This is a genomic window from Streptomyces sp. HUAS MG91 (assembly GCF_040529335.1).
Lineage (GTDB): Bacteria > Actinomycetota > Actinomycetes > Streptomycetales > Streptomycetaceae > Streptomyces > Streptomyces tabacisoli.
Genome location: NZ_CP159534.1, coordinates 3528079 through 3548474 on the forward strand (window position 1 = coordinate 3528079; position 20396 = coordinate 3548474).

Here is a 20396-nt window from a genome sequence, read left to right on the forward strand (position 1 = left end):
GATTACCTCCTGGCCGCCCGGCGCCGCGGCAGGAACGTGAACACCGCGCCGCCCAGCAGGATCACCGTGCCGGCCACCAGGCCGAGGGCGCGCAGGGCGCCGTCGTTCGAGGCGCCGGTCTCGGCGAGGCCGCCCGTCGCGGACGAGCCGCCCGCGGAGCCGGCGGCCGAACCGCCCGCCGAGCCCGAGCCGGAGCCCGAGCCGGAGCCGGAGGCGCCGCCCTCCACGGCCGTCGTGTCGATCTCCAGGGAGACCGCGTTCGTGGTCGGCGTGCAGGTGGTGGTCGTACCCAGCGCCTCCACGATGAGGACGCCCGGGGACAGCGTCGACTTGCCGTCGGCGCCCGGCTTGTAGGTGCCGGTCAGATCAGGGATCGCGATCGGGGCACCGGACTTGATGGCCTCCTTGTTGGTGGGGCCCTCGACATGGACGGTGCCCTTGTCGGCGCCGCCCAGCTTCACCTCCATCGACGGCTTGACCGAGTCGGCCGGGATGTCGGCGGGGCTGTCCATGACGGACTTCTTGAACTGGACCGTCAGGGCGTAGTTCCCGCCGTCCTTCTTGGCGTTGATCTGCACCGGGGACGTGGCGTTCTTGTCGCCGATGGGGGTCTTGCACGCGTAGGGAATGCTGACCTCCTTGCCGGTGAAGTCGGTCTTCCCGCCGGAGCCGCCGGTCGTGCCCCCGGTGTCGGTGGAGCCTCCGGAGGACGTCGTACCGCCACTGCTCGTCGTACCACCACTGGTCGTCGTGCCACCACTGCTCGTGGTCCCGCCGGAACTGGTCGTGCCCCCGGAACTGGTGGTCCCGCCGCCGGAACTCCCGCTGCCGTCCGTGACCTTGATGGTCGCGCCGGGCTTCACGGTCTCCTTCGGCGTGCACTTGGTGTCCGTCGAGATGGGCTTGTTGACGTTGATGTTGTACGCGTCCGGGGTCAGCGTCACGTCACCGGCCGCGGTCAGCTTGACCTTGCCCGTCATCGTGGACAGCTTCATCGGGCTGTTCTTGGGGATCGCCGGGTTCTCGCGCGGGCCCTGCATCGAGATGTTGCCGGTCTGCGCCCCGGCCGCCTTCAGCGTGCCGGTGGGCTGCACGGTGTTCGCGTCGAGGTCCAGGACGTCCGGGTTCTTCGAGGCGGCCTGGACGAACTTCCAGGTCACGTCGACCTCGTCGCCGACCTTCGCCGTCGCGGGCGCGGTGATCTCCACCTGCGTGGTGCCCTCGACGGGATCGAGGCCGGAGATCGCGGGCGGGACGCACTCGGTCTTGTACGAGACGTCGGCGGCCTGCGCGGGGGACGCGAGGAACAGCAGTCCCGCCCCGCCGAGCATCAGGGCGACTCCGGCCGCGCTCACTCTCCGTTGGGTGGTCACGGATTTCCTTTCGTCGTCGGGCTGTTGTCGGGCGGTGCGGAGAGCTGCCCGGCCTCGGGAGCGCCGGGACCGGTGTCCGGGGCGAACCAGGGCAGGGTGTTCGTCGGGGTGTCCGCCGGCGGCTCCGGGGACCGTCCGGTCCGCGGCGGACTCTGCTGAGGGAGCCTCAACTTGGGCATTCGGAGTGTGAGTTCGGCCGGGCGCAATCCGCGGTGGCGGCCCTGGGCGCCGTACCGGTCGCGCGGCCTGACCCGGTCCACGACCGCCATGCCGATCCGGAAGACGGCGGCCGGCACGACGACGCACAGCAGGATCCAGAAGAGCGTCACGCCCCAGGGACGGCCCACGCCCCAGGGCTGCTCGGCGAGGACCTTCCCGCCGTACTTCAGCGACACCAGATAGCTGCCGTGGGCGCCCGCCGTCAGCTCGACGGGCAGCTTGATCTGCGCCTTGCGGCCCGGCTCGACGGTGCCGCGCCACTGCTGCTCCTCGTACTGCGGCGCGAACACGCCGTGGGAGGTGCCGACCTGGAAGACGGGGTCCTTGACCGGGGTCGTGCCGACGTTGCCGACGGTGAAGACGAACGAGCGCGAGGGCGGCGCGCCGAACCAGGTGAGGATGCCGCTCGACCCGTCGAGCCGGGTGTCGGTGACCATGGACAGCTTCCCGGTCGCGGACTCCTTCGGCAGCGCCTTCACCGGATGCCCGGCGACCTGGAAGGCGGCGTCCGCCTGCGCCTTCGGGCCGGTCGCGGTCGCCACGTGGACGACGCAGGGGCAGGCGGCGGGCGGCTCGGCCACCGGCAGCTTCTTGCTGAACGTGCCCTTGGCGTCGGTGGTGACGGCGAGCCCGTCGGAGTTCGCGCAGGAGTTGGTGCCGCCGACGACCCCGCGCTCCGGGGTCGCCTGCCCGCAGACGAGCAGCATCAGGAGCGCCTTCGAGCCCCAGCCCTTGCCCTTGACGGTGATCGAACCGCCCGTCCCCGCCTGGGACTTGGAGAGCGTGACGGTGGGCCTGCCGTCGGCGGCCGACGCCCAGGGAGCGGCGCCCGCCACCAGCGCGGCGACGAGGGCCAGGACGGTCAGCAGCCGCGGTGCGCGGGCGCTGCGGCGGTTCATGTGGTTCCCCCTTCATCCCTTCGGTCCCTGTGGTTGCGTACGTACCAGGAGGCGGCGCAGCCCGCGCCGGCGAGCAGCGCCAGGGCGCCGCCGAGCACGCCCCACGGCACGAACCGGGCGGTCGTCGTCGCCGAGTCCGCCGCGCCGCCGCCCCCGGTGACCGTCACCTTCACGTCGACCGAGTCCAGCGCGGGCGTGCCGGGCCAGGGCTCGGTGAGCGTGACGCGGCGGCCCGGGAGCAGTTCGACGGGCAGGGTGCGGGCGCGCCGGTCGAGGACGGTGCCGAAGACGCCGTCGGCCCGCACGGCCAGGCGCGGGGTGAGGGTGGTGTTGCCGCGGTTCACCACGTCGTACGCGATGGAGTCGCCGTTCTTCACGCGGACGTGCTCGACGGTGAGCGCGGCGAGGGTGGGCCCGCTGACCCGCAGCCGGACGCTGACCCCGGCGTCCCGGCCGCCGCCGCTGGCCACGATCGCGCCCGGGTGGTCGCCCGGGGTGGCGCCCGCGGGGACGGTCACCGTGAAGGGGACCTCGGCGCGGGTGCGGGCCGGGATCCGCACGCTCCGGTCGGCGAAGCGGATCCAGGCGCCGGTGTCCTTCGCCCTCTCGCGCAGGTCGAGGGCGCCGTCGGAGCTGTTGTCGGCGTCGGCGCCGCGCAGGGTGACGCGCAGCGGCCTGCCGGTGGGGTTGGTGACGGCCACCTTGTCCTCCAGGACGGTGCCGGGGGTGCCCTCCGCGTAGATGTAGGGGCGGCCGTCGTCGGCGGCGGGTCGTGATCCGCCGCCCGCGGAGGGGGCGATGGTCCAGTGGGGCCGGGCCGCCGTTGCCGCCGGGGCCGCGGTGCCGCCCCACACCAGCAGGGCGGCACCCATGAGCGCCCACGCGCCGTAGAAGCCTCGGTTTCGTTTGCGAGTGCGGCTCATGTGTGGTTGCTCGCGCAGTTCCCCGCGCCCCTAGCGGGGCGCCTGCTGGCGGCGACGGGTCAGCCACAGGGCTCCGGCCGCTCCGGCGAGGAGCACCGTGCCGCCGAGGGTGCCCAGGGCTATCGCCGAGTCCTCCGGGCCCGTCTGGGGAAGCTGGCCGCCGCCGCCCGAGGAGGACGAGGAGGACGAGGACGACCCCGCGCCGGAGGAGCCGGTCGAGCCCGAGGAGCCGGTCGAGCCCGTCGAACCCGAACCGCCGCCGCCACCCGCGGCCTTGACGTCGAGTTCCAGGGACGGCTTCGGGTTGTTCGACGGGGTGCAGGTCGTCGTCGTGCCCAGCGCCTTGATGGTCAGCACGCCGGCCGTGAACGTCACCTTGCCGCTCTTCTTCGGCGTGTACGTGCCGCTCAGGTCACTGATCTTGATCGGCGAGTTGGCGGGGATCGCCTCCGCGTTCGGCGGGCCGGAGACGGCCAGCTGACCGGTCTCCGCGCCGCCCAGCTTGATGACGGCGCTGGGCTTCATGGCGCCCTTGCCGAGCTCGACCGGGCTGGAGGAGACGCCCTTCTGGAAGGACATCGTGATCTTGTAGCCGCTGCCGCTCTTGACCGACTTCATGTCGATCGGGGAGACGGCCCCCTTGTTGCCGATCGGCGTTTTGCACTGATAGTTGACGTCCTGCACCGTGGCGGAAGCGGTGGGGGCGGCCATCAGCACCGCCGAGCCGGCCAGGGCCGCGCTGAGCGCGAACGCGGCGGTTCGTTTCTGGTACGTCCGGTACGACACCTCGAAATCCCTTCAGCCAAACCATTACTGACGGTTCATCAGATGCGGGTGGCTCAAGGTACGCCGGGGACCTTGCCGAGGGAAGACAAAGAGCACGCCGGATCGAAGACGATCCGGCGTGCTCGGAAACACGGACGGGACGGGCCCGCTCGGCGGGTCAGGCGGGGGCGCCGACCTCGGCCCACACGGTCTTGCCGGTGACCCCGGGGGTGCGCACGACGCCCCAGTCGAGGCAGAGGCGCTGGACGATGAACATGCCGTGGCCGCCGGGGCGGCCCGCGCGGTGGGGCGTACGGGGGGCCGGCTGGCCCGCGCCGTGGTCGGTGACCTCGATGCGCAGCACCTTGTTGGCCGGGGAGTCCCCGTAGAACAGGGCGATCTCCTCCGGGCCCTCGGCATGCAGGCAGGCGTTGGTGACCAGCTCGGAGACGACGAGCAGAACGTCCTCCGCAGCGGCGCGGCGGTCCGCGGTCGCGGCCGGCAGCCAGCCCCAGGCGTGCAGTGCCTCCCGGGTGAAGTCGCGGGCCATCGGCACGATGCCGCTCTCACCGCCCAGGCTCAGCCTGCGGACCCGGCGGCTCTCAGCGTCCGGCTCGTCGCCGGACCCGGGGCCGTGGTCGCCCGGCGAGTAAGGCCGGGTGGCGCTCATCAGCACTTCACCTCACCGATTCACCAATGTCAGCTTCAAAGTTCAGGGGTAGGGGTCGGGTCGTCTCTGGCGGCTGCGCCGCGTTCTCGGTCGGGGGTCTCCTGCCCGGAGGGACGGTGGGAACACCCCTCACTTGTATGGAGACCTTGTGACGCTGATAACGCCTCGATCACGTACAGACAACCGGAGCGTAACTTCTGCGTCTCGCGCGTGCGCGCCCTTCCGGAGGCTTCGCATCACTCCGCGGCGAGCGCCGCTTCCAGTGATCCGTGCACGGAAAAAACGGCCTCCGCGCCGGTGATCTCGAAGACCCGGGCCACCACCGGCAGCATCCCGGCCAGATGGACTCCGCCGCCCGCGGCCTCGGCCTTGAGACGGGCGCCGAGCAGCACGTTCAACCCGGTCGAGTCGCAGAACTCCAGGCGTGAACAGTCGACGACGAGCCGGGAAAGTCCGTTCGTGAGGCATTCATCCAGGGGTTCACGCAGCAGATCGGCCGTGTGGTGATCCAACTCACCCGCCGGTGTCACCACGGCGCTGGAGCCCTCCTGCCGCACCTCGACCAGAAGCCGGCCCCTATTGGCGCTGCCGACTGTCCCGCGGTCCATGACGACCCTCTCCCGCTCGAGCTCTGCACTGCTTACGACGTGCGGTTGACGCCCTCGAACACTACGCCTTCCGTACGCGCCCCGGTACCCGAACAACCCCTAGGAATCGGACATTTCACCATCAAGCGCACTTGCGGCTCGATGTGGAAACCGGGTAGGCCTAGTAAGGACACCACTCGACACGGCCGGCTTCGGAGGCGCCGCACACCGCACAGTGCACGTATTGGCATCGGCAGCCATATGCCGAGAACGATGGAGGACATCATGTCACCCCGGCTCGACGAATCGCGTACTGACCAGGCGTCGTCGGCTCTCCCCCCGGAACCCCGCGCCGACGCCGACGCCACCGCTTCGGACGCTTCCGGCACCGCGACGGACTCCCTGGAAGGGCTCGACGGCCTGCCGGAGATCCCCCCGTACGACGAGGTCGCCCCGCTCGACGCCCGAGCGCTCTCCAAGACGCTCTTCGAGCGTCTCGAGTCCCTCGAAGAGGGCACCCACGACTTTTCCTACGTCCGCAACACCCTGGTCGAGCTCAATCTCGCCCTGGTGAAGTTCGCGGCCTCCCGGTTCCGCTCCCGCAGCGAGCCGATGGAGGACATCATCCAGGTCGGCACCATCGGCCTGATCAAGGCGATCGACCGCTTCGAGCTGAGCCGCGGCGTCGAGTTCCCCACCTTCGCGATGCCGACCATCGTCGGCGAGATCAAGCGCTTCTTCCGGGACACCTCCTGGTCGGTGCGCGTACCGCGACGCCTTCAGGAACTCCGCCTCGACCTCGCCAAGGCGGGCGACGAACTCGCCCAGCAGCTCGACCGCGCCCCCACGGTGGGCGAGCTCGCCGAACGCCTGGGCATCACCAACGAAGAGGTCGTCGAGGGCATGGCGGCGTCCAACGCCTACACCGCCAGCTCGCTCGACGCGCAGCCCGAGGAGGACGACTCCGAGGGCGCCCTCGCCGACCGCATCGGTTACGAGGACCACGGCCTGGAGGGCATCGAGTACGTCGAGTCCCTCAAGCCGCTGATCGCCGAACTCCCGGCGCGCGACCGCAAGATCCTGTCCTTGCGCTTCGTGGCGAACATGACCCAGTCGGAGATCGGCGAAGAGCTGGGAATCTCGCAGATGCACGTGTCGCGGCTGCTGTCGCGCACCTTGGTACGTCTGCGCAAGGGGCTGACGGTGGAGGAGTGAGCCCGCCGCCCTCCGGCCCCTTACCGACCAGCACGGTTTCTCGCGCACAACGGGTCCGCCTCCCCGATCCCCGGGAGACGGACCCGTTTCGCGTGCGCTCAGAGGCCGCGGGCGGCGATGTCGCCGTAGGAGGTGGTCGCCGCGATGGCCAGGGCGGGGGTGGAGCCGTCGTTCTTGAGGGTGTTGGTGACGCGGCCGTAGCCGGTGCCGGCGTCCAGCGATGCGGAGGCCCCGGCGGCGGCGGTGACGGTGATGTCACCCTTCTGCGTGTTCAGTACGAGCTTGCCGCCGACGGCCTCGGAGACGGTCAGGTCGCCGCGCTGAGTGACGAGTTCGCCGCCGCCCGCGAGCCGGCCGATCGTGATGGCGCCGTCCTGGAGGACGATCCGGGCGCTCGCGGCCTCGTCGAGCCGGACCGGGCCCCGGGCGCTCTCGACGACGACGTCCCCGAGCGGGCCGGCCGCGCGCAGTTCGCCGGCGGCGGCCGTGACCTCCAGGCCGGAACCGGCGGGGAGCCCGACGGTGATCTCGACCGAGCCGGACGAGCCGAAGGCCTGGTGCTTCGCCTCGGGGGCCGTGATCCGCAGCGCGCCGTCGGCACAGACCGCGGTGATCTCCTCGGCCGCCCGCACGTCCCGGCTGTTGCCGGGGTTCGCGGGCCGGATCTCGACGGTGGTGTCGGCGCGGTCCGCGGCGGCGACCTCGATGCGGGCGGCGGGGACGGTGACGACGGCGGCGATCGGGGCGGGGGTGGCGAAGGTCTGCATGGTTCTCTCCTGGGATTCGTTGTTTCCGATGAGAGAAACGCTACGTTGCGTTCGCTGATTCATCAATGGCTTTATTGCAGCGGAGTGCCGAACTCCCAGTTCAGTAAAGGTATTTCGTTGCAACCAGACGTGAAGTTAACGCAACATCGGTCCCGGATTCATTGCAATCAATGACAGTGAACGCTCCGGAGGGCTTAGGCTGGCCGCCGCAGAACAGGAGCCCTCACCTGCCATGACCAGCCAGCCCGCTCTCTCCGTGCGCGTCCTCTCCCGCGCGGAGCATCTGGCCCACCTCACCCTGTATCCCGGCGTGAGCCATCTCCAGATCCCCGAGTGGGGCGCCGTGAAGCCCGACTGGGCGGCGGAGAGCATCGGATGGTTCGAGGGCCTGTCCAGGGTGGGGGCCGCGCTGGTGCTGTACCGGGCGCTGCCCGGGACCCGGCGCACGCTCGCCTATCTGCCCGACGGACCCTCGATCGACTGGCGGGACCCGCGGCTCGGCCGGTGGCTGGAGCCGCTGATCGAGCACGTGACGGAGCGCGGGGCGTTCTCGCTGCGCATCGGCCCGCCGCTCGTCGTCCGGCAGTGGGAGCCGGCCACCGTCGCGGAGGGCATCGCCGACAGCGGCGTACGGCATCTGCACGGCATGGCGGCCGACCACATCGACGGCACCGCCCTCCAGGTCGGGGAGCGGCTGCGGCGGCTCGGCTGGCGGCCGTGCGCGGACGGCGACGACGCCGGGTTCGGCGTGGGGCAGCCGCGGTACGGGTGCCAGGTGCCGCTCGCCGGGCGGTCGGCGCAGGAGGTGCGCGACGGGCTCGCGCCGCACTGGCAGGAGGCGCTGGACACGTCCGAGGCGGCCGGGGTCCGGGTGACCTGGGGCTCGGTCGCCGACCTGCCCGCCTTCCACCGGCTGTACGTGCAGACCGCCGCCCGGGACGGGTTCAAGGCCCGGCCCGTCGCGTACTTCGACCGGATGTGGCAGGCGCTCAACACGGAGGACGGCGACCGGCTGCGGCTCTATCTCGCCGAGCACGACGGCGAGGCGCTGTCCGCCGCGCTGATGATCTCCGTCGGGTCCCGCTTCTGGCACTCCTACGCCGCGTCCGGCCCCCGGGGGCACGAACTGCGGCCCAGCAACGCCCTGTTGTGGCGGATGCTGGGCGTCGCGCGGGCGGCGGGCGCGGACGCGTACGACCTGCGGGCCGTCAGCCCGCTCCTCACCGAGGACAACCGGCTGCTCGGCCGCCTCCGCTTCAAGACCGGGGCCGGCGGGCGGGCCGTGGAGTACCTGGGCGAGTGGGAGCTGCCCGTCGGGCCCCAGGGCCGCGTGCTGCAACGGGCGTTGGGGTTCTACCTCGGGCACCGCTGAGCCCGCCGGGAGCGCCGGTCAGGCCGCGCGGACCCCGGCCCGCCAGACCTCCGACACCAGCGGCACGCCCGGCCGGTACGCCAGGTGTACGTGGCTGGGGGCGTCCAGGAACGCCAGGTCCGCCCGCGCCCCGGGCGCCAGGTGGCCGACGTCCGTGCGGCGCAGCGCCTTCGCACCGCCCGCCGTCGCCGCCCAGAGCGCCTCGTCCGGGGTCATGCCCATGTCCCGTACCGCGAGGGCGATGCAGAACGGCACCGAGGACGTGAAGGACGAGCCCGGGTTGCAGTCCGTGGACAGGGCCACCGTGGCGCCCGCGTCGAGCAGGCGGCGGGCGTCCGGCCACTCGGCGCGGGTGGAGAACTCGGCGCCGGGGAGCAGGGTCGCCACCGTGTCGCTGTTGGCGAGGGCGTCGACGTCGGCGTCCGTGAGGTGGGTGCAGTGGTCGGCGCTCGCGGCGTCCAGCTCGACGGCCAGCTGCACGCCGGGGCCGTAGGAGAGCTGGTTGGCGTGGATGCGCGGGAGCAGGCCCTTGGCCTTGCCGGCCGTGAGGATCGCGCGCGCCTGGTCGCCGTCGAAGGCGCCCTTCTCGCAGAAGACGTCGATCCAGCGGGCGTGCGGGGCGCAGGCGTCCAGCATCTCGCCGGTGACCAGGGCCACGTAGGCCGCGGGGTCGTCGGCGTGGTCGGGGGACACGATGTGGGCGCCGAGATAGGTGACCTCGTCGGTGTGGGCCTTCGCGATGCGCAGGGCGCGCTCTTCGTCGGCCGTGGTGAGGCCGTAGCCGGACTTGGTCTCGAAGGTGGTCGTGCCCTGGCGGAGCGCTTCCGCGAGGTAGTGGGTGAGGTTCGCTTCGAGTGCGGCGTCGGTGGCGGCGCGGGTGGCGGCGACCGTGGTGCGGATGCCTCCGGCCTTGTAGCTCTGGCCGGACATGCGGGCGTTGAACTCTTCGGTGCGGTCGCCGGCGAAGATCAGGTGGGAGTGGGAGTCGACGAACCCGGGGATCACGGCTCGGCCCTGTGCGTCGTGGGTGTCGTCCGTCGCCGGGACCTTTGCCGTCGGGCCCGCCCAGGCGATGCGGTCGCCCTCGATGACGAGCGCGGCGTCCTTGATCTGGCCGAGGGGGCCGTCGCCGAGGTCTGGGTTGTTGGTGACCAGGGTGCCGATGTTGGTGATCGCCGTCGTCGCTGTCATGGTTCCTCTCCGGGGTGGGTGGGACGGTTGTGCCGAGCGTGCGGGTGCGTGGGCGGCTGGTCGCGCAGTTCCCCGCGCCCCTGAAGGCCGCAGGCCTTTCAGGGGCGCGGGGAACTGCGCGAGAAGAGGCCACCGGGTCGCACTCGGCGACGAAAGCGCTACCTCAGTGCCGCGATGGCTTCCGTCAGGGCGGAGGGCACGTCGCCGACCGACAGATGCTCACCGTCGCGGACCACCACCCGGCCCCCCGCGACCACGTCGGAGACATCGGCTCCGCCCGCCGAGAAGACCGCGGTCTCGGCGCCGAGCCGAGGGAGCGCGCCGGCGGTGCGGACCGAGTCGAGGCGGACGGTGACCAGGTCGGCGAGGGCGCCGGGCTCGATGGCCCCGGCGTCGGGCCAGCCGAGCGCGGCGTGCCCGTCGGCGGAGGCGGCCCGCAGCAGCGCGTTCGCCGTCCAGTGCCCCCGGGTACGGGAGCGCAGCCGCTCGTTCAGCTCCATCGCGCGCGCCTCCTCGAAGAGGTCGATCACGGCGTGGCTGTCCGAGCCGAGGGAGAGCGGCGAACCGGCCTGCTGGAGCTGGACGGCGGGGCCGATGCCGTCGGCGAGGTCGCGTTCGGTGGTCGGGCACATGCAGGTACCGGTGGCCGAGCCGCCGATCAGCTTGATGTCGTCGTCGGTGAGGTGGGTGTTGTGCACGCCGGTGGTGCGGGCGCCCAGCACCCCGTGGTCGGCGAGGAGCCGGGTCGGCGTGCAGCCGTGGGCGGCCTGGCAGGCGTCGTTCTCCGCGGTCTGCTCGGAGAGGTGGACGTGGAGCGGCGCGCCCCGCTCGGCGGCCCATTCGGCGACCGTCGCCAGCTGGTCCGCCGGAACCGCCCGCACGGAGTGCACGGCGGCGCCGATCCGGGCGTGCGGCCGGTCGGTCAGCAGGGACGCGCGCTCGGCCCAGCCCTGCGTGGTGCCGTCGGAGAAGCGGAGCTGGTGGCGGTCGGGCTCCTTGCCGAAGCCGGCGGAGACGTACGCCGTGTCGAGGAGCGTGACGCGGATGCCGGCGTCGGCGGCGGCCGCGATCAGCGCCTCGCCCATCGCGTTGGGATCGGCGTAGCGGGTGCCGCCGGGGGCGTGGTGCACGTAGTGGAACTCGCCGACGGCCGTGATGCCGGTCAGCGCCATCTCCGCGTACACCGCGCGGGCCAGGGCGTGGTAGGTGTCGGGCGTGAGGCGGTCCGCGACCGCGTACATGACCTCGCGCCAGGTCCAGAACGTGCCCGAGCCGACCTGCACCGTCGCGCGCAGCGCCCGGTGGAAGGCGTGGCTGTGCGCGTTGGCGAGGCCCGGCAGGGTCAGGCCGCGCAGGACGGTCGCGCCGGGCGGCGGGGCGGTGACGTCCGTGCGGACCGCGGTGACGCGGCCGACGCCGTCCGTCACCGTCACGTCGACGGCCACGTTCGGCTCGACGTGCGTGCCCAGCCAGGCGTGCTCCAACCAGTACGTCGTCGTCACTTGCAGGCCAGCCCTTCCAGTACGTCGGCCAGTGCGCGCACCCCGGCGAGGCAGTCGTCCTCGGCGGCGGACTCGGCCGGGGAGTGCGAGACGCCCGTCGGGTTGCGTACGAACAGCATGGCGGTGGGGATCGACGAGGCGAGGATTCCCGCGTCGTGTCCCGCTCCGGTGCCGAGGACGGGCACGTCGAGGCCCGCTTCCAGGCCGAGGATGCGGGAGAGTTCGTCGCGCAGCGCGTGGTCGAACTCGACGACCGGAGTGAACGACTCGCGGGTGAGGGTGACGTCGATGCCGTGCGCGTCGGCGTACTCGCGGGCGGCCTTCTCGATCGCGGTGACCGTCCGGTCGAGGGCGTCCTGCCCGGCGGCGCGGGAGTCGAGCCAGCCGCGCACCAGGGAGGGGATGGCGTTGACGCCGTTCGGCTCGACGGAGATCTTGCCGAAGGTGGCGACGGTGTCGGCGAGGCGGGCCTCGCGGCGGGCGGCGAGGACCGTCTCGGCGTAGGGCAGCATCGGGTCGCGGCGGTCGACGAGGCGGGTGGTGCCCGCGTGGTTGGCCTCGCCGGAGAAGTCGAAGCGCCAGCGGCCGTGCGGCCAGATGGAGCTGGCGATGCCGACCGCGTCGCCGGACAGGTCCAGGGCGCGGCCCTGCTCGACGTGGAGTTCGATGAACGCGTCGATCCGGGCGAGGCGTTCGGGGTCCGGGCCGATCGCCTCGGGGTCGTACCCGGCCCGCTCCATCGCCTGCGGGAGCGTGACGCCGTCGGCGTCGGTGAGCCGGAACGCCGCCTCGCGGGTGAGGTGGCCACCGGTGAGGCGCGAGCCCACGCAGGCCAGGCCGAAGCGGGCGCCCTCCTCGTCGCCGAAGTTGGTGATGGCGAACGGCTTGGCGAACTCCGCTCCCCTGCGGCGGAGTTCGTCCAGGGCGGCGAAGGAGGAGACCACGCCGAGGGGGCCGTCGAAGGCGCCGCCGTCGGGGACCGAGTCCAGGTGGGAGCCGGTGACGACGGCTCCGCCGGCCTCCGGGTCACCGAGCCAGGCCCACTGGTTGCCGTTGCGGTCCAGCTCGTAGGTCAGGCCGCGGGACTCCGCCTGGTCCCTGAACCAGGCGCGGCAGTCGGCGTCGGCGCCCGTCCAGGCGTGCCGGCGGTAGCCGCGGGTCTCCTTGTCCCGGCCCACGGGGAGGAGGTCCCGCCACATCTCCAGGAAGTCCGGGCCACCGTCCCGCGCCCCCGACGGGGCTTGAGTGCTCACTGACTGCCGTCCTCTCCCATGGCTCCCTGACACGTTCTCTATTCACATCCTGGTCGTTTGAATAGACCTAGTCAACACATCGCCCGGGCGCCCTCCCGGTGGTTGCCTGGACGCATGGCATCCACGGACACGTCCACCCTTCCCCTGCCCGGACTCCCCGCCCGTCGCGCGCGCGATCGCGACCTGGCCGTGCGCGCGGCCGTCGCACAGGGCCTCGTCGGGCCCGGCGCCCCGGTGGCCGGGCTGCTCGACGTGACCGGCATCCGCGCCTCCGCGGCCGCCCTGCGCGCCGCCTTCGACGCGGTCGCCGCGCCCGGCAACGAGATCCTGCACGCCTTCGCGGTGAAGGCCACCCCGCTCGTGCCGGTGCTGCGGCTGCTGCACCAGGCCGGTCTCGGCGCCGAGGTGGCGAGCCCCGGCGAGCTGGCCCTGGCCCGCGCCGCCGGGGTGCCGCCGGCCCGCACCGTCCTCGACTCCCCCGCCAAGACCGGCGCCGAACTGCGCGAGGCGCTCGCCCTCGGCATCGCCGTGAACGCCGACAACCCGCAGGAGCTGGCCCGCCTCGACACCCTCGTCGCCTCCGCGCCCACCCGCTCCCCGCTCGGCCTGCGGGTGAACCCGCAGACCGGGGCCGGGTCCATCGACGCCACGTCGACCGCGACCGCCACCTCCAAGTTCGGGGTGGCGCTGCGCGACGAGGGGGCCCGCCGGTGGGTCGTGCGGGCGTACCTGGACCGGCCGTGGCTGACCCGCCTGCACACGCACTCCGGATCGCAGGGGGTGCCGCTGGAGCTGCTCGCCGAGGGGGTGCACGCGGCGTACGAACTCGCCGAGGAGATCAACGGGCTGGCCGGGCGGCGCCAGATCGACACCCTCGACATCGGCGGCGGCCTCCCGGTGAACTTCGGCTCCGACGAGGACACCCCGGACCACGCCGGGTACGCGAAGCTGCTCGCCGAGCGGGTGCCGGGGCTCTTCGACGGGCGCTACGGCCTGGTGACCGAGTTCGGGCGCTCCCTGCTCGCCAAGCACGGCACGACGCTCGCGCGCGTGGAGTACGCGAAGGAGAGCGGCGGGCGCCCGATCGCCGTGACCCACGCGGGCGTCCAGGTGGCGACCCGGACCGTGTACCTGCCCGAGGCGTGGCCGCTGCGGATCGCCGCGTACGACGCGCAGGGCCGGCCCGCGAAGGGGCCGGAGGTCGCGCAGGACATCGCCGGGCCCGCCTGCTTCGCGGGCGACCTGCTCGCGAGGAACCGCGCCCTGCCGCTGCTGGCGGCGGGCGACCACGTGGCCGCGCTCGACACCGGCGCCTACGGCTTCGCGCACCACTACGCGTACAACTCGCTGGCCCGGCCCGGGATCTACGGCTTCACCGCCGAGCCCGGCGGAGAGGTCCGGTTCGCGACCGTACGGGAGCCGCAGACGGCCGAGGAGATCGTCGCGGAGTCCGGCGGCGCGCTGCGCGGCACCCTGCTGGATCTCTGACCGATCGGGCGGCCCGCGGCGCACGGTGGAACACCGCTCGGTTCAGGGCGGGTTGGCGGATTCTAGACCGTCTTCAAATGTTCCACCGGAAAATGCCAGAACGCTCACCAGGCCGCCGCACTGTGCGTAGCGTCCTGGTCACACGCGCATCAGCGGTACACGAACGCGGCGAAGGTGGGGGGTTTCAGGCGTGCCCGGAATCGACGAGTGCCTGCTCGAGGCCATGCGGCTGCCGGGAGCGCGCGGCGCCTCCGTCGTCGACTGGACCAGCGGACTCGCGCTGGGCACCATCGGGGACTCGCCCAACGGCGACCACGAGGCCACCGCCACCGAGGCGGCGGAACTGGCCAGGCTGGCCGCCGAGCACCGGGCCTTCGCCCCCGCCGACGGCAACGACTGGACGCAGGACGCCGGCGGCGACAAGTCGCCGCCGGTCGAGGACGTCATCGTCACCAGCCGCGACGGCTACCACCTGCTGCGCTTCGTGCCGACCACCTTCGACAGCAGCGTCTTCCTGCACCTGTGGCTCGACCGCGACGAGGGCAATCTCGCGCTGTCCCGCATACGCCTGGCCGACCTGGCCGACCGGCTGGTCCTGGGATGACCACCGCCTCCGCGCCCGCCGCCGGCGTCTCCCCGATGCTCAGCAGACTCGCCGCCGAGCAGGCGACCGGAGCCCTGATACGGGAACACGGCACGCTCTATCTCGCCGACGGCCGGATCGTGCACGCGGAGTCCCCGGCGACGCCCGGGATGGACGTCCTGCTCACCGCGGGCGGCGCCGTGCACGCCGACGGCTGGTGGGAGGCGGTCGACCGGGCCGGGGCCCGGCGCAGCGTCGGCCGCTATCTCGTCGAGCACGGCGGACTGAGCGACGGCGCCCTCGAACTGTGCCATCTGGGCGCCCTGTTCGACGCCGCGTACTTCACCCTCGCCCCGAGCAGCGGCCCGACCCGGTTCCGCTACGGGGTCTCGCACTGGTTCGGGGCGGTGCGCCCGGTGCCGGTGGCGTCCGTCGAGCGGGAGACGCTGCGCCGCCGCGACCTGCTCCAGCGGATCTGGCCCGAGCCGGACACCGACACCGCGCCGCTCACCCGGGCCGGCACCCAGGACGCGCGGGTGCCGCCGCGCCGGCGCCGCGTCCTCGATCTGGTGGACGGCGAGCGCACCGCGTCCCAGATCGCGCTCATGCTCGGCCGGCCCGCCTTCCACACCCTGGTGGACCTGCGGCGGCTCGCCGCGGGCGGTCTGGTCACCACCGCGCCCCCGGCTCCGGCCGCCCCCGTCGCCCCGCCCGAGTGGCTGGCGAAGGCCGACGTCGACGACCCCGACGTGGCCCTGCTGCGCCGCCTGCGCAACGCCCTGGAGGCCCTGTGATCCGCCTCCGCCGCGGCACCCGGGGCCCCGCCGCATCCTCCGAACTCTCCGAAGGGAGACCGCCGATGGCGGACGAGGCCGAAGTCCTCGGCGAACTACAGCGGTTGAGAGTGCGGGTGCCCCAGGTCACGGGGGCGCTCGCGGCCAGCGTCGACGGGCTGGTCCTCGCCCAGGACACCTCCGGCGTCGAGCCGGAGGGGGTTGCCGCGCTGACCGCCGCCGCCCTGGGGGTCGCCCAGCGCCTCTCCGACGCCACCGGGCAGGGCGCGTTCCGCGAACTGCTGGTGCGCGGCACCAACGGCTACGTCGCCACGTACGCCGCCGGGGACACCGCGGTCCTGACCCTGCTCGCCGAGAACCGGGTCAACGTCGGACGGCTCCACCTGGAGGGCCGCAGAGCCGGCACCCGGGTCGGCGAACTCGTCGCCGAGGCCGCCGAGCTGCCCGAACCCGTGATGCGGACCAGGGGCCGGTCCCGGGCCCGCACCGCCGCGAACGAAGCGGCCCCGACCACCGACAGCGGGCTCCCGGTCCGCACCGCCAAGCCGTCCGACCTCGCCAAGCACGCCGAGCCCAAGCTGCAACCGCGAACGGCTCGCTGACCAGGGCCGGTTGGCGCCCACAGAACGCGACACAGAGAAGCCGTACACGAAAGGAACCACCACCATGACCAACGCCGAGACCGCTCTCAAGGACGCCATCGCCTCCATCGAGGGCGCCAGCGCCGCCGCCCTGGTCGACTACACCAGCGGCATGGCCCTCGGGACCATCGGCGGCTCCAAGTCGTTCGACCTGGAGGTGGCGGCGGCGGGGAACACCGACGTCGTCCGCGCCAAGCTCCGCACCATGGAACACCTCGGCATCAAGGACGAGATCGAGGACATCCTGATCACCCTGAACAGCCAGTATCACCTGATCCGCCTGATCAAAGGCCGCGGGGGCAACGGGCTCTTCCTCTACCTGGTCCTCGACTCCTCGCGCGCCAATCTGGCGATGGCACGGCACCAGCTCAAGAAGATCGAGGCCGAACTGGAGGTCTGAGCCCGGGCGGGTCAGGCCGCCGGACAGGCCCTAACGACGCCGCGCCCCACCGGGCGCGGCGTCCGCCGCTGCCACGGCCGTCCCGGTCGCCCGGTGTCCGGCCAGGATCCGCAGCCGGTCCGCCGTGACGGATCCCGGCTCCGGCGTGTACACCACGAGGGCCTGGTCGGGTTCGCCGGAGACGGTCAACGTCTCGTAGGGCATGGACAGTTCACCGACGACCGGGTGCAGCATCCGCTTCGCGCCGGCCGTCTTCCGCTTCACCTGGTGGTCGGCCCACAGCCGCCGGAACTCCTCGCTGGCCAGGGACAGTTCGCCCACCAGGCGGGCCAGCCGCGGGTCGCCCGGGTGCAGGCCCGCGTCGAGGCGCAGGTGGGCGACGGTCTCCGCGGCGACCGCGGCCCACTGCGGGTAGAGCTCCCGCGCGGCCGGTTCGAGGAACACCTGCCGCGGCATGTTGCGGTCCTTCGGCGCCATCGCCGAGAACCCGAGCAGGGCGTCGCCGAGCGCGTTCCAGGCGAGGACGTCCATGCGGCGGCCGAGCACGAAGGCGGGCGCCCGGTCGATGGTGTCCAGGAGCAGCCGCAGTCCGGGCCGCACCGGCTGCTCGGTCTCCCTCCGGCGGCGGGCCGGTGCGGGCCGCGCCACCGACCGCAGGTACGCCTGCTCGGTCCCGTCGAGCCGCAGCACCCGGGCGACGGCGTCCAGGACGGCGTCGGAGACGGACGAGCCGCGCCCCTGTTCGAGCCGGATGTAGTAGTCGACGCTGACGCCCGCGAGCTGGGCCACCTCCTCGCGCCGCAGCCCCGGCACCCGCCGCCGCCCGTACTCCGGCAGGCCGACCTCGTCGGGCCGGATCCGGGCCCGCCGCGACCGCAGGAAGTCCCCTATGCCGCCCAGATCCCCGTCCTCATGCATGCCCCGATCCTAGGGTCGGTCCGCGCCGGGATCCTGGTACTGGCAGACCCAGGAAAGGCTCTGCACTGGGTACGCGACCGGCGGCGCGGCAGAGTCGTGGCCATGACGACGACAGCGAACATCCAGAGCCCGTACGCCGCTCTCTCCGGCCGCACCGCCCTGATCACGGGGGCCGCCAGCGGTATGGGCGAGGCGACCGCCCGGCTGCTGGCCGCGCACGGGGTACGGGTCGCGCTCCTCGCCCGCCGCGCGGACCGGCTCGCCGAGCTGGCCGCGGAGATCGAGAAGGCGGGCGGCAGCGCCCTGGCGGTGCCCGCGGACCTCACCGGCCAGGCCTCCGTCGACGCGGCCGCCGACCGGGTGCACGCCGCGTACGGGACGGTGGACCTCGTGGTGAACGCGGCGGGCGTGATGCTGCCCAATCCGATCGCCGACGGCCGCGCCGACGAGTGGCAGCGGATGCTCGACACGAACGTCACCGGCGCGCTGCGGGTGATCCGCGCCTTCGTGCCCGACCTGATCGCGGCGGCCGGGACGGGCGGCACCGCGGATCTGGTGAACATCTCCTCGATCGGCGCGCACGTCCCGTTCCCGAACTACGCGGTGTACGGGGCCACCAAGGCCGCGCTGACCTATCTCTCGCAGTCGCTGCGCACCGAGCTGGGCCCGCACGACGTGCGGGTCACCAACCTGGAACCGGGCCTGACCGACACCGAGCTGGCCTCCCACGTCGACAACGCGGACCTGTCGGCGCAGCTGGACGGCATGTTCGAGGAGCTGGCCGGGCTCGCCGCCGACGACATCGCCGACCTGATCGCGTACACGACGAGCCGGCCGCGCCGGGTCAATCTGCGCCAGGTGATCGCGCTGCCCACGCGCCAGGCGTGAGCGGCCGGTCCGCTATCCCTCCCACTCGCTGTCGGTGCGCTCCCCCGACCACCGCCCGGGGCGCAGCCGGTCCGGCAGGCCCCCGCTGTGCAGGGCGTTCACCGCGACGATGCCGCCCCAGGCGATCAGCAGCCCGGGCAGGTCGGCGTTGACCACGGCGATCGCGGACAGCGGGATCGCGAGGACGAGCGAGACGACGGCGAAGCCGAAGCGCTCGCTCCAGCTGTCGCCGCGGGGACGGCCGCGGCGGGTGTCGCGGGCGGCGGTCATCTGCTGTTCGGCGAGCTGCCTCCGCACCCGGCGGTCGACCGCGGAGTCGAGCCGCTGGTCGACCTTGTCGAGGAACGAGTCGACGAGCGCCGACTCGTACTCCGCACCGAGTTCCCTGCGGGCCTGGAGGGTCGCGTCGAGTTCCTTCTTCAGTTCGGCATCGCGTGCGCGTTCGCGGGCTTCCATACCCTCGTACGGTACGGATCCGGGGGCGCGGGGGCAGTGGGGCTAACCCCCCGAAATCCGCCGACGGATCAGGAACGGCCCGCGCCGACCGGCTCGCTCTCGCGGGGCAGGCCGAGGATCGTCTCGTCGGGCACGTGCGAGGTGTCGCGGCGGGCCAGCAGCCAGTACAGGACGGCCGGGACGGCGAGTCCCACGATCCAGGAGACGTCGGCGCCGCCGAGCGGCTCGACGAACGGGCCGGTGTAGAACGACGTGGCCAGGAACGGCAGCTGGGCCAGGACGCCGACCGCGTACACGGCGAGCGCGTCCCACCGCCAGGCGCCGTAACGGCCGTCCGGGTCGGCGAGGGCCGGGATGTCGTAGCGCTCGCGGGAGATCAGGTAGTAGTCGACAAGGTTGATCGCGGACCAGGGCGTGAAGAACGTCAGCAGGAACAGCAGGAAGTCCTTGAAGGAGTCCAGGAAGCTGTCCTTGCCGAGCAGGGCGACGGCCGTGCCCGCGACCATGATGACCGCGATGTACGCGGCCCGGCCGCGCGGGCCGAGGGTGCGCTGGCCGCGGAAGCCGCTGATGCCGGTCACCATCGACATGAAGCCGCCGTAGGTGTTGAGCACGTTGATGGTGAGCTTGCCGAGCGCGATCACGAAGTAGAGGACGGAGGCGACGAGACCGGCGCCGCCGAGCGAGACGACGTAGCCGACCTGGTTGTCGATGAAGGCCTCACCGGCGCTCGCCGCGACCAGCACGCCGAACGTCATCGACCACTGCGAGCCGAGCGCCGAGCCCGACAGCGTCCACCAGAACGTCGCCCTGCCGCTCGTCGAGCGCGGCAGGTAGCGCGAGTAGTCGGCGACGTACGGGCCGAACGCGAGCTGCCAGGACGCCGAGAGGGAGACGGCGAGCAGGAACATCGGGAAGGAGAAGTGCGCGTCGCCGAGGAGCGCGCCGAGGTCGACGCGGTCCAGGAGCCGGATGCCGAGGTAGACGAAGGCGAGCGCGCAGATCACGCTGGCGACGCGGCCCAGGACGTGGATGACGCGGTAGCCGATCGCCGCCATCACGGCCGTGACCAGCGCGAAGACGATGATCCCGGTGACGTCGCCGGTGTGCGTCAGCTCGGCGGTCGCCTGCCCGGCGAGCACGCTGCCGCTGGCGAAGAACCCGACGTACATGAGGATCACGAGGAGCAGCGGTACGACGGCCCCCTTCACCCCGAACTGCGCCCGGGACTGGATCATCTGGGGCAGTCCGAGCTTGGGACCCTGCGCGGAGTGCAGGGCCATGACGGCGCCGCCGAGCAGGTTGCCCACGACGAGCCCGATCAGCGACCAGACGACGTCGCCGCCGAAGACGACCGCGAGGGCGCCCGTGACGACGGCCGTGATCTGGAGGTTGGCGCCGAGCCAGAGCGTGAACTGGCTGAAGGGGTGCCCGTGCCGTTCGCTGTCGGGGACGACGTCGATGGAGTGCTGCTCCACTACCGCTGCCATGA

General features: G+C 72.7%; 21 protein-coding genes. 8 read left to right on the forward strand and 13 right to left on the reverse strand.

The genetic code is table 11. From position 1 onward, the window contains the following. Window positions 1–2 precede the first annotated feature (2 nt). From ABII15_RS15910 to ABII15_RS15935, 6 genes are all read right to left on the reverse strand, one after another. Entirely contained in the window at window positions 3–1355 is a 1353-nt protein-coding gene (locus ABII15_RS15910; RefSeq protein WP_353947079.1) for a hypothetical protein, read from the reverse strand. Between the two features lie 14 nt (window positions 1356–1369). Then, complete coding sequence (locus ABII15_RS15915; RefSeq protein ID WP_353942976.1) at window positions 1370–2491, reverse strand: hypothetical protein; 1122 nt, start codon at window positions 2489–2491, stop codon at window positions 1370–1372. Further along, a complete protein-coding gene (locus tag ABII15_RS15920; protein ID WP_353942977.1) occupies window positions 2488–3414 on the reverse strand; it encodes a hypothetical protein in 927 nt (308 codons plus the stop codon). Before ABII15_RS15920 ends, ABII15_RS15915 begins: the two co-directional genes overlap by 4 nt. A gap of 30 nt (window positions 3415–3444) precedes the next feature. Beyond that, window positions 3445–4200 carry an LPXTG cell wall anchor domain-containing protein gene (locus ABII15_RS15925; RefSeq protein ID WP_353942978.1) on the reverse strand — a complete coding sequence of 252 codons (756 nt, stop codon included), beginning with the start codon at window positions 4198–4200 and terminating at the stop codon, window positions 3445–3447. A gap of 157 nt (window positions 4201–4357) precedes the next feature. Continuing rightward, on the reverse strand, window positions 4358–4849 hold the full coding sequence (locus ABII15_RS15930) for an ATP-binding protein (RefSeq protein WP_353942979.1): 492 nt from the start codon (window positions 4847–4849) through the stop codon (window positions 4358–4360). Between the two features lie 236 nt (window positions 4850–5085). Then, a complete protein-coding gene (locus ABII15_RS15935) occupies window positions 5086–5457 on the reverse strand; it encodes an STAS domain-containing protein (RefSeq protein ID WP_353942980.1) in 372 nt (123 codons plus the stop codon). 264 nt (window positions 5458–5721) lie between these two features. On the opposite strand from ABII15_RS15935, the gene ABII15_RS15940 reads away from it, so the two are divergent. Continuing rightward, window positions 5722–6651: an RNA polymerase sigma factor SigF gene (locus tag ABII15_RS15940; protein ID WP_353942981.1), complete on the forward strand. Its 930-nt coding sequence runs from the start codon at window positions 5722–5724 to the stop codon at window positions 6649–6651. Window positions 6652–6749: 98 nt separating this feature from the next. On the opposite strand, the gene ABII15_RS15945 is transcribed toward ABII15_RS15940, so the two are convergent. Then, window positions 6750–7418, reverse strand: a complete 669-nt coding sequence (locus ABII15_RS15945) for a DUF4097 family beta strand repeat-containing protein (protein WP_353942982.1) — start codon at window positions 7416–7418, stop codon at window positions 6750–6752. 232 nt (window positions 7419–7650) lie between these two features. On the opposite strand from ABII15_RS15945, the gene ABII15_RS15950 reads away from it, so the two are divergent. Beyond that, window positions 7651–8790 carry a peptidoglycan bridge formation glycyltransferase FemA/FemB family protein gene (locus ABII15_RS15950; RefSeq protein ID WP_353942983.1) on the forward strand — a complete coding sequence of 380 codons (1140 nt, stop codon included), beginning with the start codon at window positions 7651–7653 and terminating at the stop codon, window positions 8788–8790. Between the two features lie 18 nt (window positions 8791–8808). Here the strand turns inward: ABII15_RS15950 and hutI are convergent, their stop codons facing one another. The 3 genes from hutI to ABII15_RS15965 form a co-directional block, all read right to left on the reverse strand. After that, entirely contained in the window at window positions 8809–9981 is a 1173-nt protein-coding gene (hutI, locus tag ABII15_RS15955) for an imidazolonepropionase (protein ID WP_353942984.1), read from the reverse strand. A gap of 158 nt (window positions 9982–10139) precedes the next feature. After that, the gene (locus tag ABII15_RS15960) at window positions 10140–11483 is read right to left on the reverse strand and encodes a formimidoylglutamate deiminase (protein WP_353942985.1); all 1344 of its coding nucleotides are present in this window, start codon (window positions 11481–11483) and stop codon (window positions 10140–10142) included. Next, the gene (locus tag ABII15_RS15965; protein WP_353947080.1) at window positions 11480–12682 is read right to left on the reverse strand and encodes an allantoate amidohydrolase; all 1203 of its coding nucleotides are present in this window, start codon (window positions 12680–12682) and stop codon (window positions 11480–11482) included. Before ABII15_RS15965 ends, ABII15_RS15960 begins: the two co-directional genes overlap by 4 nt. A gap of 168 nt (window positions 12683–12850) precedes the next feature. Between ABII15_RS15965 and ABII15_RS15970 the strand changes: the two genes are divergently transcribed. The 5 genes from ABII15_RS15970 to ABII15_RS15990 all read left to right on the forward strand — a co-directional run bounded on the left by ABII15_RS15970 (window position 12851) and on the right by ABII15_RS15990 (window position 16642). After that, window positions 12851–14224, forward strand: coding sequence for a diaminopimelate decarboxylase (locus ABII15_RS15970; RefSeq protein ID WP_353942986.1), 1374 nt, complete (start codon window positions 12851–12853; stop codon window positions 14222–14224). A gap of 190 nt (window positions 14225–14414) precedes the next feature. After that, window positions 14415–14828 (forward strand): hypothetical protein, encoded by a 414-nt coding sequence (locus ABII15_RS15975; RefSeq protein WP_353942987.1) that lies wholly within the window; start codon window positions 14415–14417, stop codon window positions 14826–14828. Continuing rightward, window positions 14825–15601 carry a transcriptional regulator gene (locus ABII15_RS15980; RefSeq protein ID WP_353942988.1) on the forward strand — a complete coding sequence of 259 codons (777 nt, stop codon included), beginning with the start codon at window positions 14825–14827 and terminating at the stop codon, window positions 15599–15601. Before ABII15_RS15975 ends, ABII15_RS15980 begins: the two co-directional genes overlap by 4 nt. Window positions 15602–15666: 65 nt before the next feature. Beyond that, window positions 15667–16203 carry a roadblock/LC7 domain-containing protein gene (locus ABII15_RS15985; protein WP_353942989.1) on the forward strand — a complete coding sequence of 179 codons (537 nt, stop codon included), beginning with the start codon at window positions 15667–15669 and terminating at the stop codon, window positions 16201–16203. A 64-nt stretch (window positions 16204–16267) separates the two neighbouring features. Further along, window positions 16268–16642, forward strand: a complete 375-nt coding sequence (locus ABII15_RS15990; protein WP_353942990.1) for a hypothetical protein — start codon at window positions 16268–16270, stop codon at window positions 16640–16642. Between the two features lie 30 nt (window positions 16643–16672). Here the strand turns inward: ABII15_RS15990 and ABII15_RS15995 are convergent, their stop codons facing one another. Then, window positions 16673–17560 (reverse strand): helix-turn-helix transcriptional regulator, encoded by an 888-nt coding sequence (locus ABII15_RS15995; protein WP_353942991.1) that lies wholly within the window; start codon window positions 17558–17560, stop codon window positions 16673–16675. A 102-nt stretch (window positions 17561–17662) separates the two neighbouring features. Between ABII15_RS15995 and ABII15_RS16000 the strand changes: the two genes are divergently transcribed. Further along, entirely contained in the window at window positions 17663–18448 is a 786-nt protein-coding gene (locus ABII15_RS16000; protein WP_353942992.1) for an SDR family oxidoreductase, read from the forward strand. 12 nt (window positions 18449–18460) lie between these two features. On the opposite strand, the gene ABII15_RS16005 is transcribed toward ABII15_RS16000, so the two are convergent. Next, complete coding sequence (locus tag ABII15_RS16005; protein WP_353942993.1) at window positions 18461–18904, reverse strand: hypothetical protein; 444 nt, start codon at window positions 18902–18904, stop codon at window positions 18461–18463. 68 nt (window positions 18905–18972) lie between these two features. Continuing rightward, entirely contained in the window at window positions 18973–20394 is a 1422-nt protein-coding gene (locus tag ABII15_RS16010; RefSeq protein ID WP_353942994.1) for a cytosine permease, read from the reverse strand. Window positions 20395–20396: the final 2 nt, after the last annotated feature.

Coding starts and splice junctions, on each gene's coding strand:
- ABII15_RS16010 (WP_353942994.1), bottom strand. CDS start 20,394: ATGGCAGCGGTAGTGGAGCAGCACTCCATCGACGTCGTCCCCGACAGC.
- ABII15_RS15915 (WP_353942976.1), bottom strand. CDS start 2,491: ATGAACCGCCGCAGCGCCCGCGCACCGCGGCTGCTGACCGTCCTGGCC.
- ABII15_RS15990 (WP_353942990.1), top strand. CDS start 16,268: ATGACCAACGCCGAGACCGCTCTCAAGGACGCCATCGCCTCCATCGAG.
- ABII15_RS15995 (WP_353942991.1), bottom strand. CDS start 17,560: ATGCATGAGGACGGGGATCTGGGCGGCATAGGGGACTTCCTGCGGTCG.
- ABII15_RS15985 (WP_353942989.1), top strand. CDS start 15,667: ATGGCGGACGAGGCCGAAGTCCTCGGCGAACTACAGCGGTTGAGAGTG.
- ABII15_RS15940 (WP_353942981.1), top strand. CDS start 5,722: ATGTCACCCCGGCTCGACGAATCGCGTACTGACCAGGCGTCGTCGGCT.
- ABII15_RS15970 (WP_353942986.1), top strand. CDS start 12,851: ATGGCATCCACGGACACGTCCACCCTTCCCCTGCCCGGACTCCCCGCC.
- ABII15_RS15965 (WP_353947080.1), bottom strand. CDS start 12,682: ATGTGGCGGGACCTCCTCCCCGTGGGCCGGGACAAGGAGACCCGCGGC.
- hutI (WP_353942984.1), bottom strand. CDS start 9,981: ATGACAGCGACGACGGCGATCACCAACATCGGCACCCTGGTCACCAAC.
- ABII15_RS15920 (WP_353942977.1), bottom strand. CDS start 3,414: ATGAGCCGCACTCGCAAACGAAACCGAGGCTTCTACGGCGCGTGGGCG.
- ABII15_RS15950 (WP_353942983.1), top strand. CDS start 7,651: ATGACCAGCCAGCCCGCTCTCTCCGTGCGCGTCCTCTCCCGCGCGGAG.
- ABII15_RS15935 (WP_353942980.1), bottom strand. CDS start 5,457: ATGGACCGCGGGACAGTCGGCAGCGCCAATAGGGGCCGGCTTCTGGTC.
- ABII15_RS15980 (WP_353942988.1), top strand. CDS start 14,825: ATGACCACCGCCTCCGCGCCCGCCGCCGGCGTCTCCCCGATGCTCAGC.
- ABII15_RS15945 (WP_353942982.1), bottom strand. CDS start 7,418: ATGCAGACCTTCGCCACCCCCGCCCCGATCGCCGCCGTCGTCACCGTC.
- ABII15_RS15930 (WP_353942979.1), bottom strand. CDS start 4,849: ATGAGCGCCACCCGGCCTTACTCGCCGGGCGACCACGGCCCCGGGTCC.
- ABII15_RS16005 (WP_353942993.1), bottom strand. CDS start 18,904: ATGGAAGCCCGCGAACGCGCACGCGATGCCGAACTGAAGAAGGAACTC.
- ABII15_RS16000 (WP_353942992.1), top strand. CDS start 17,663: ATGACGACGACAGCGAACATCCAGAGCCCGTACGCCGCTCTCTCCGGC.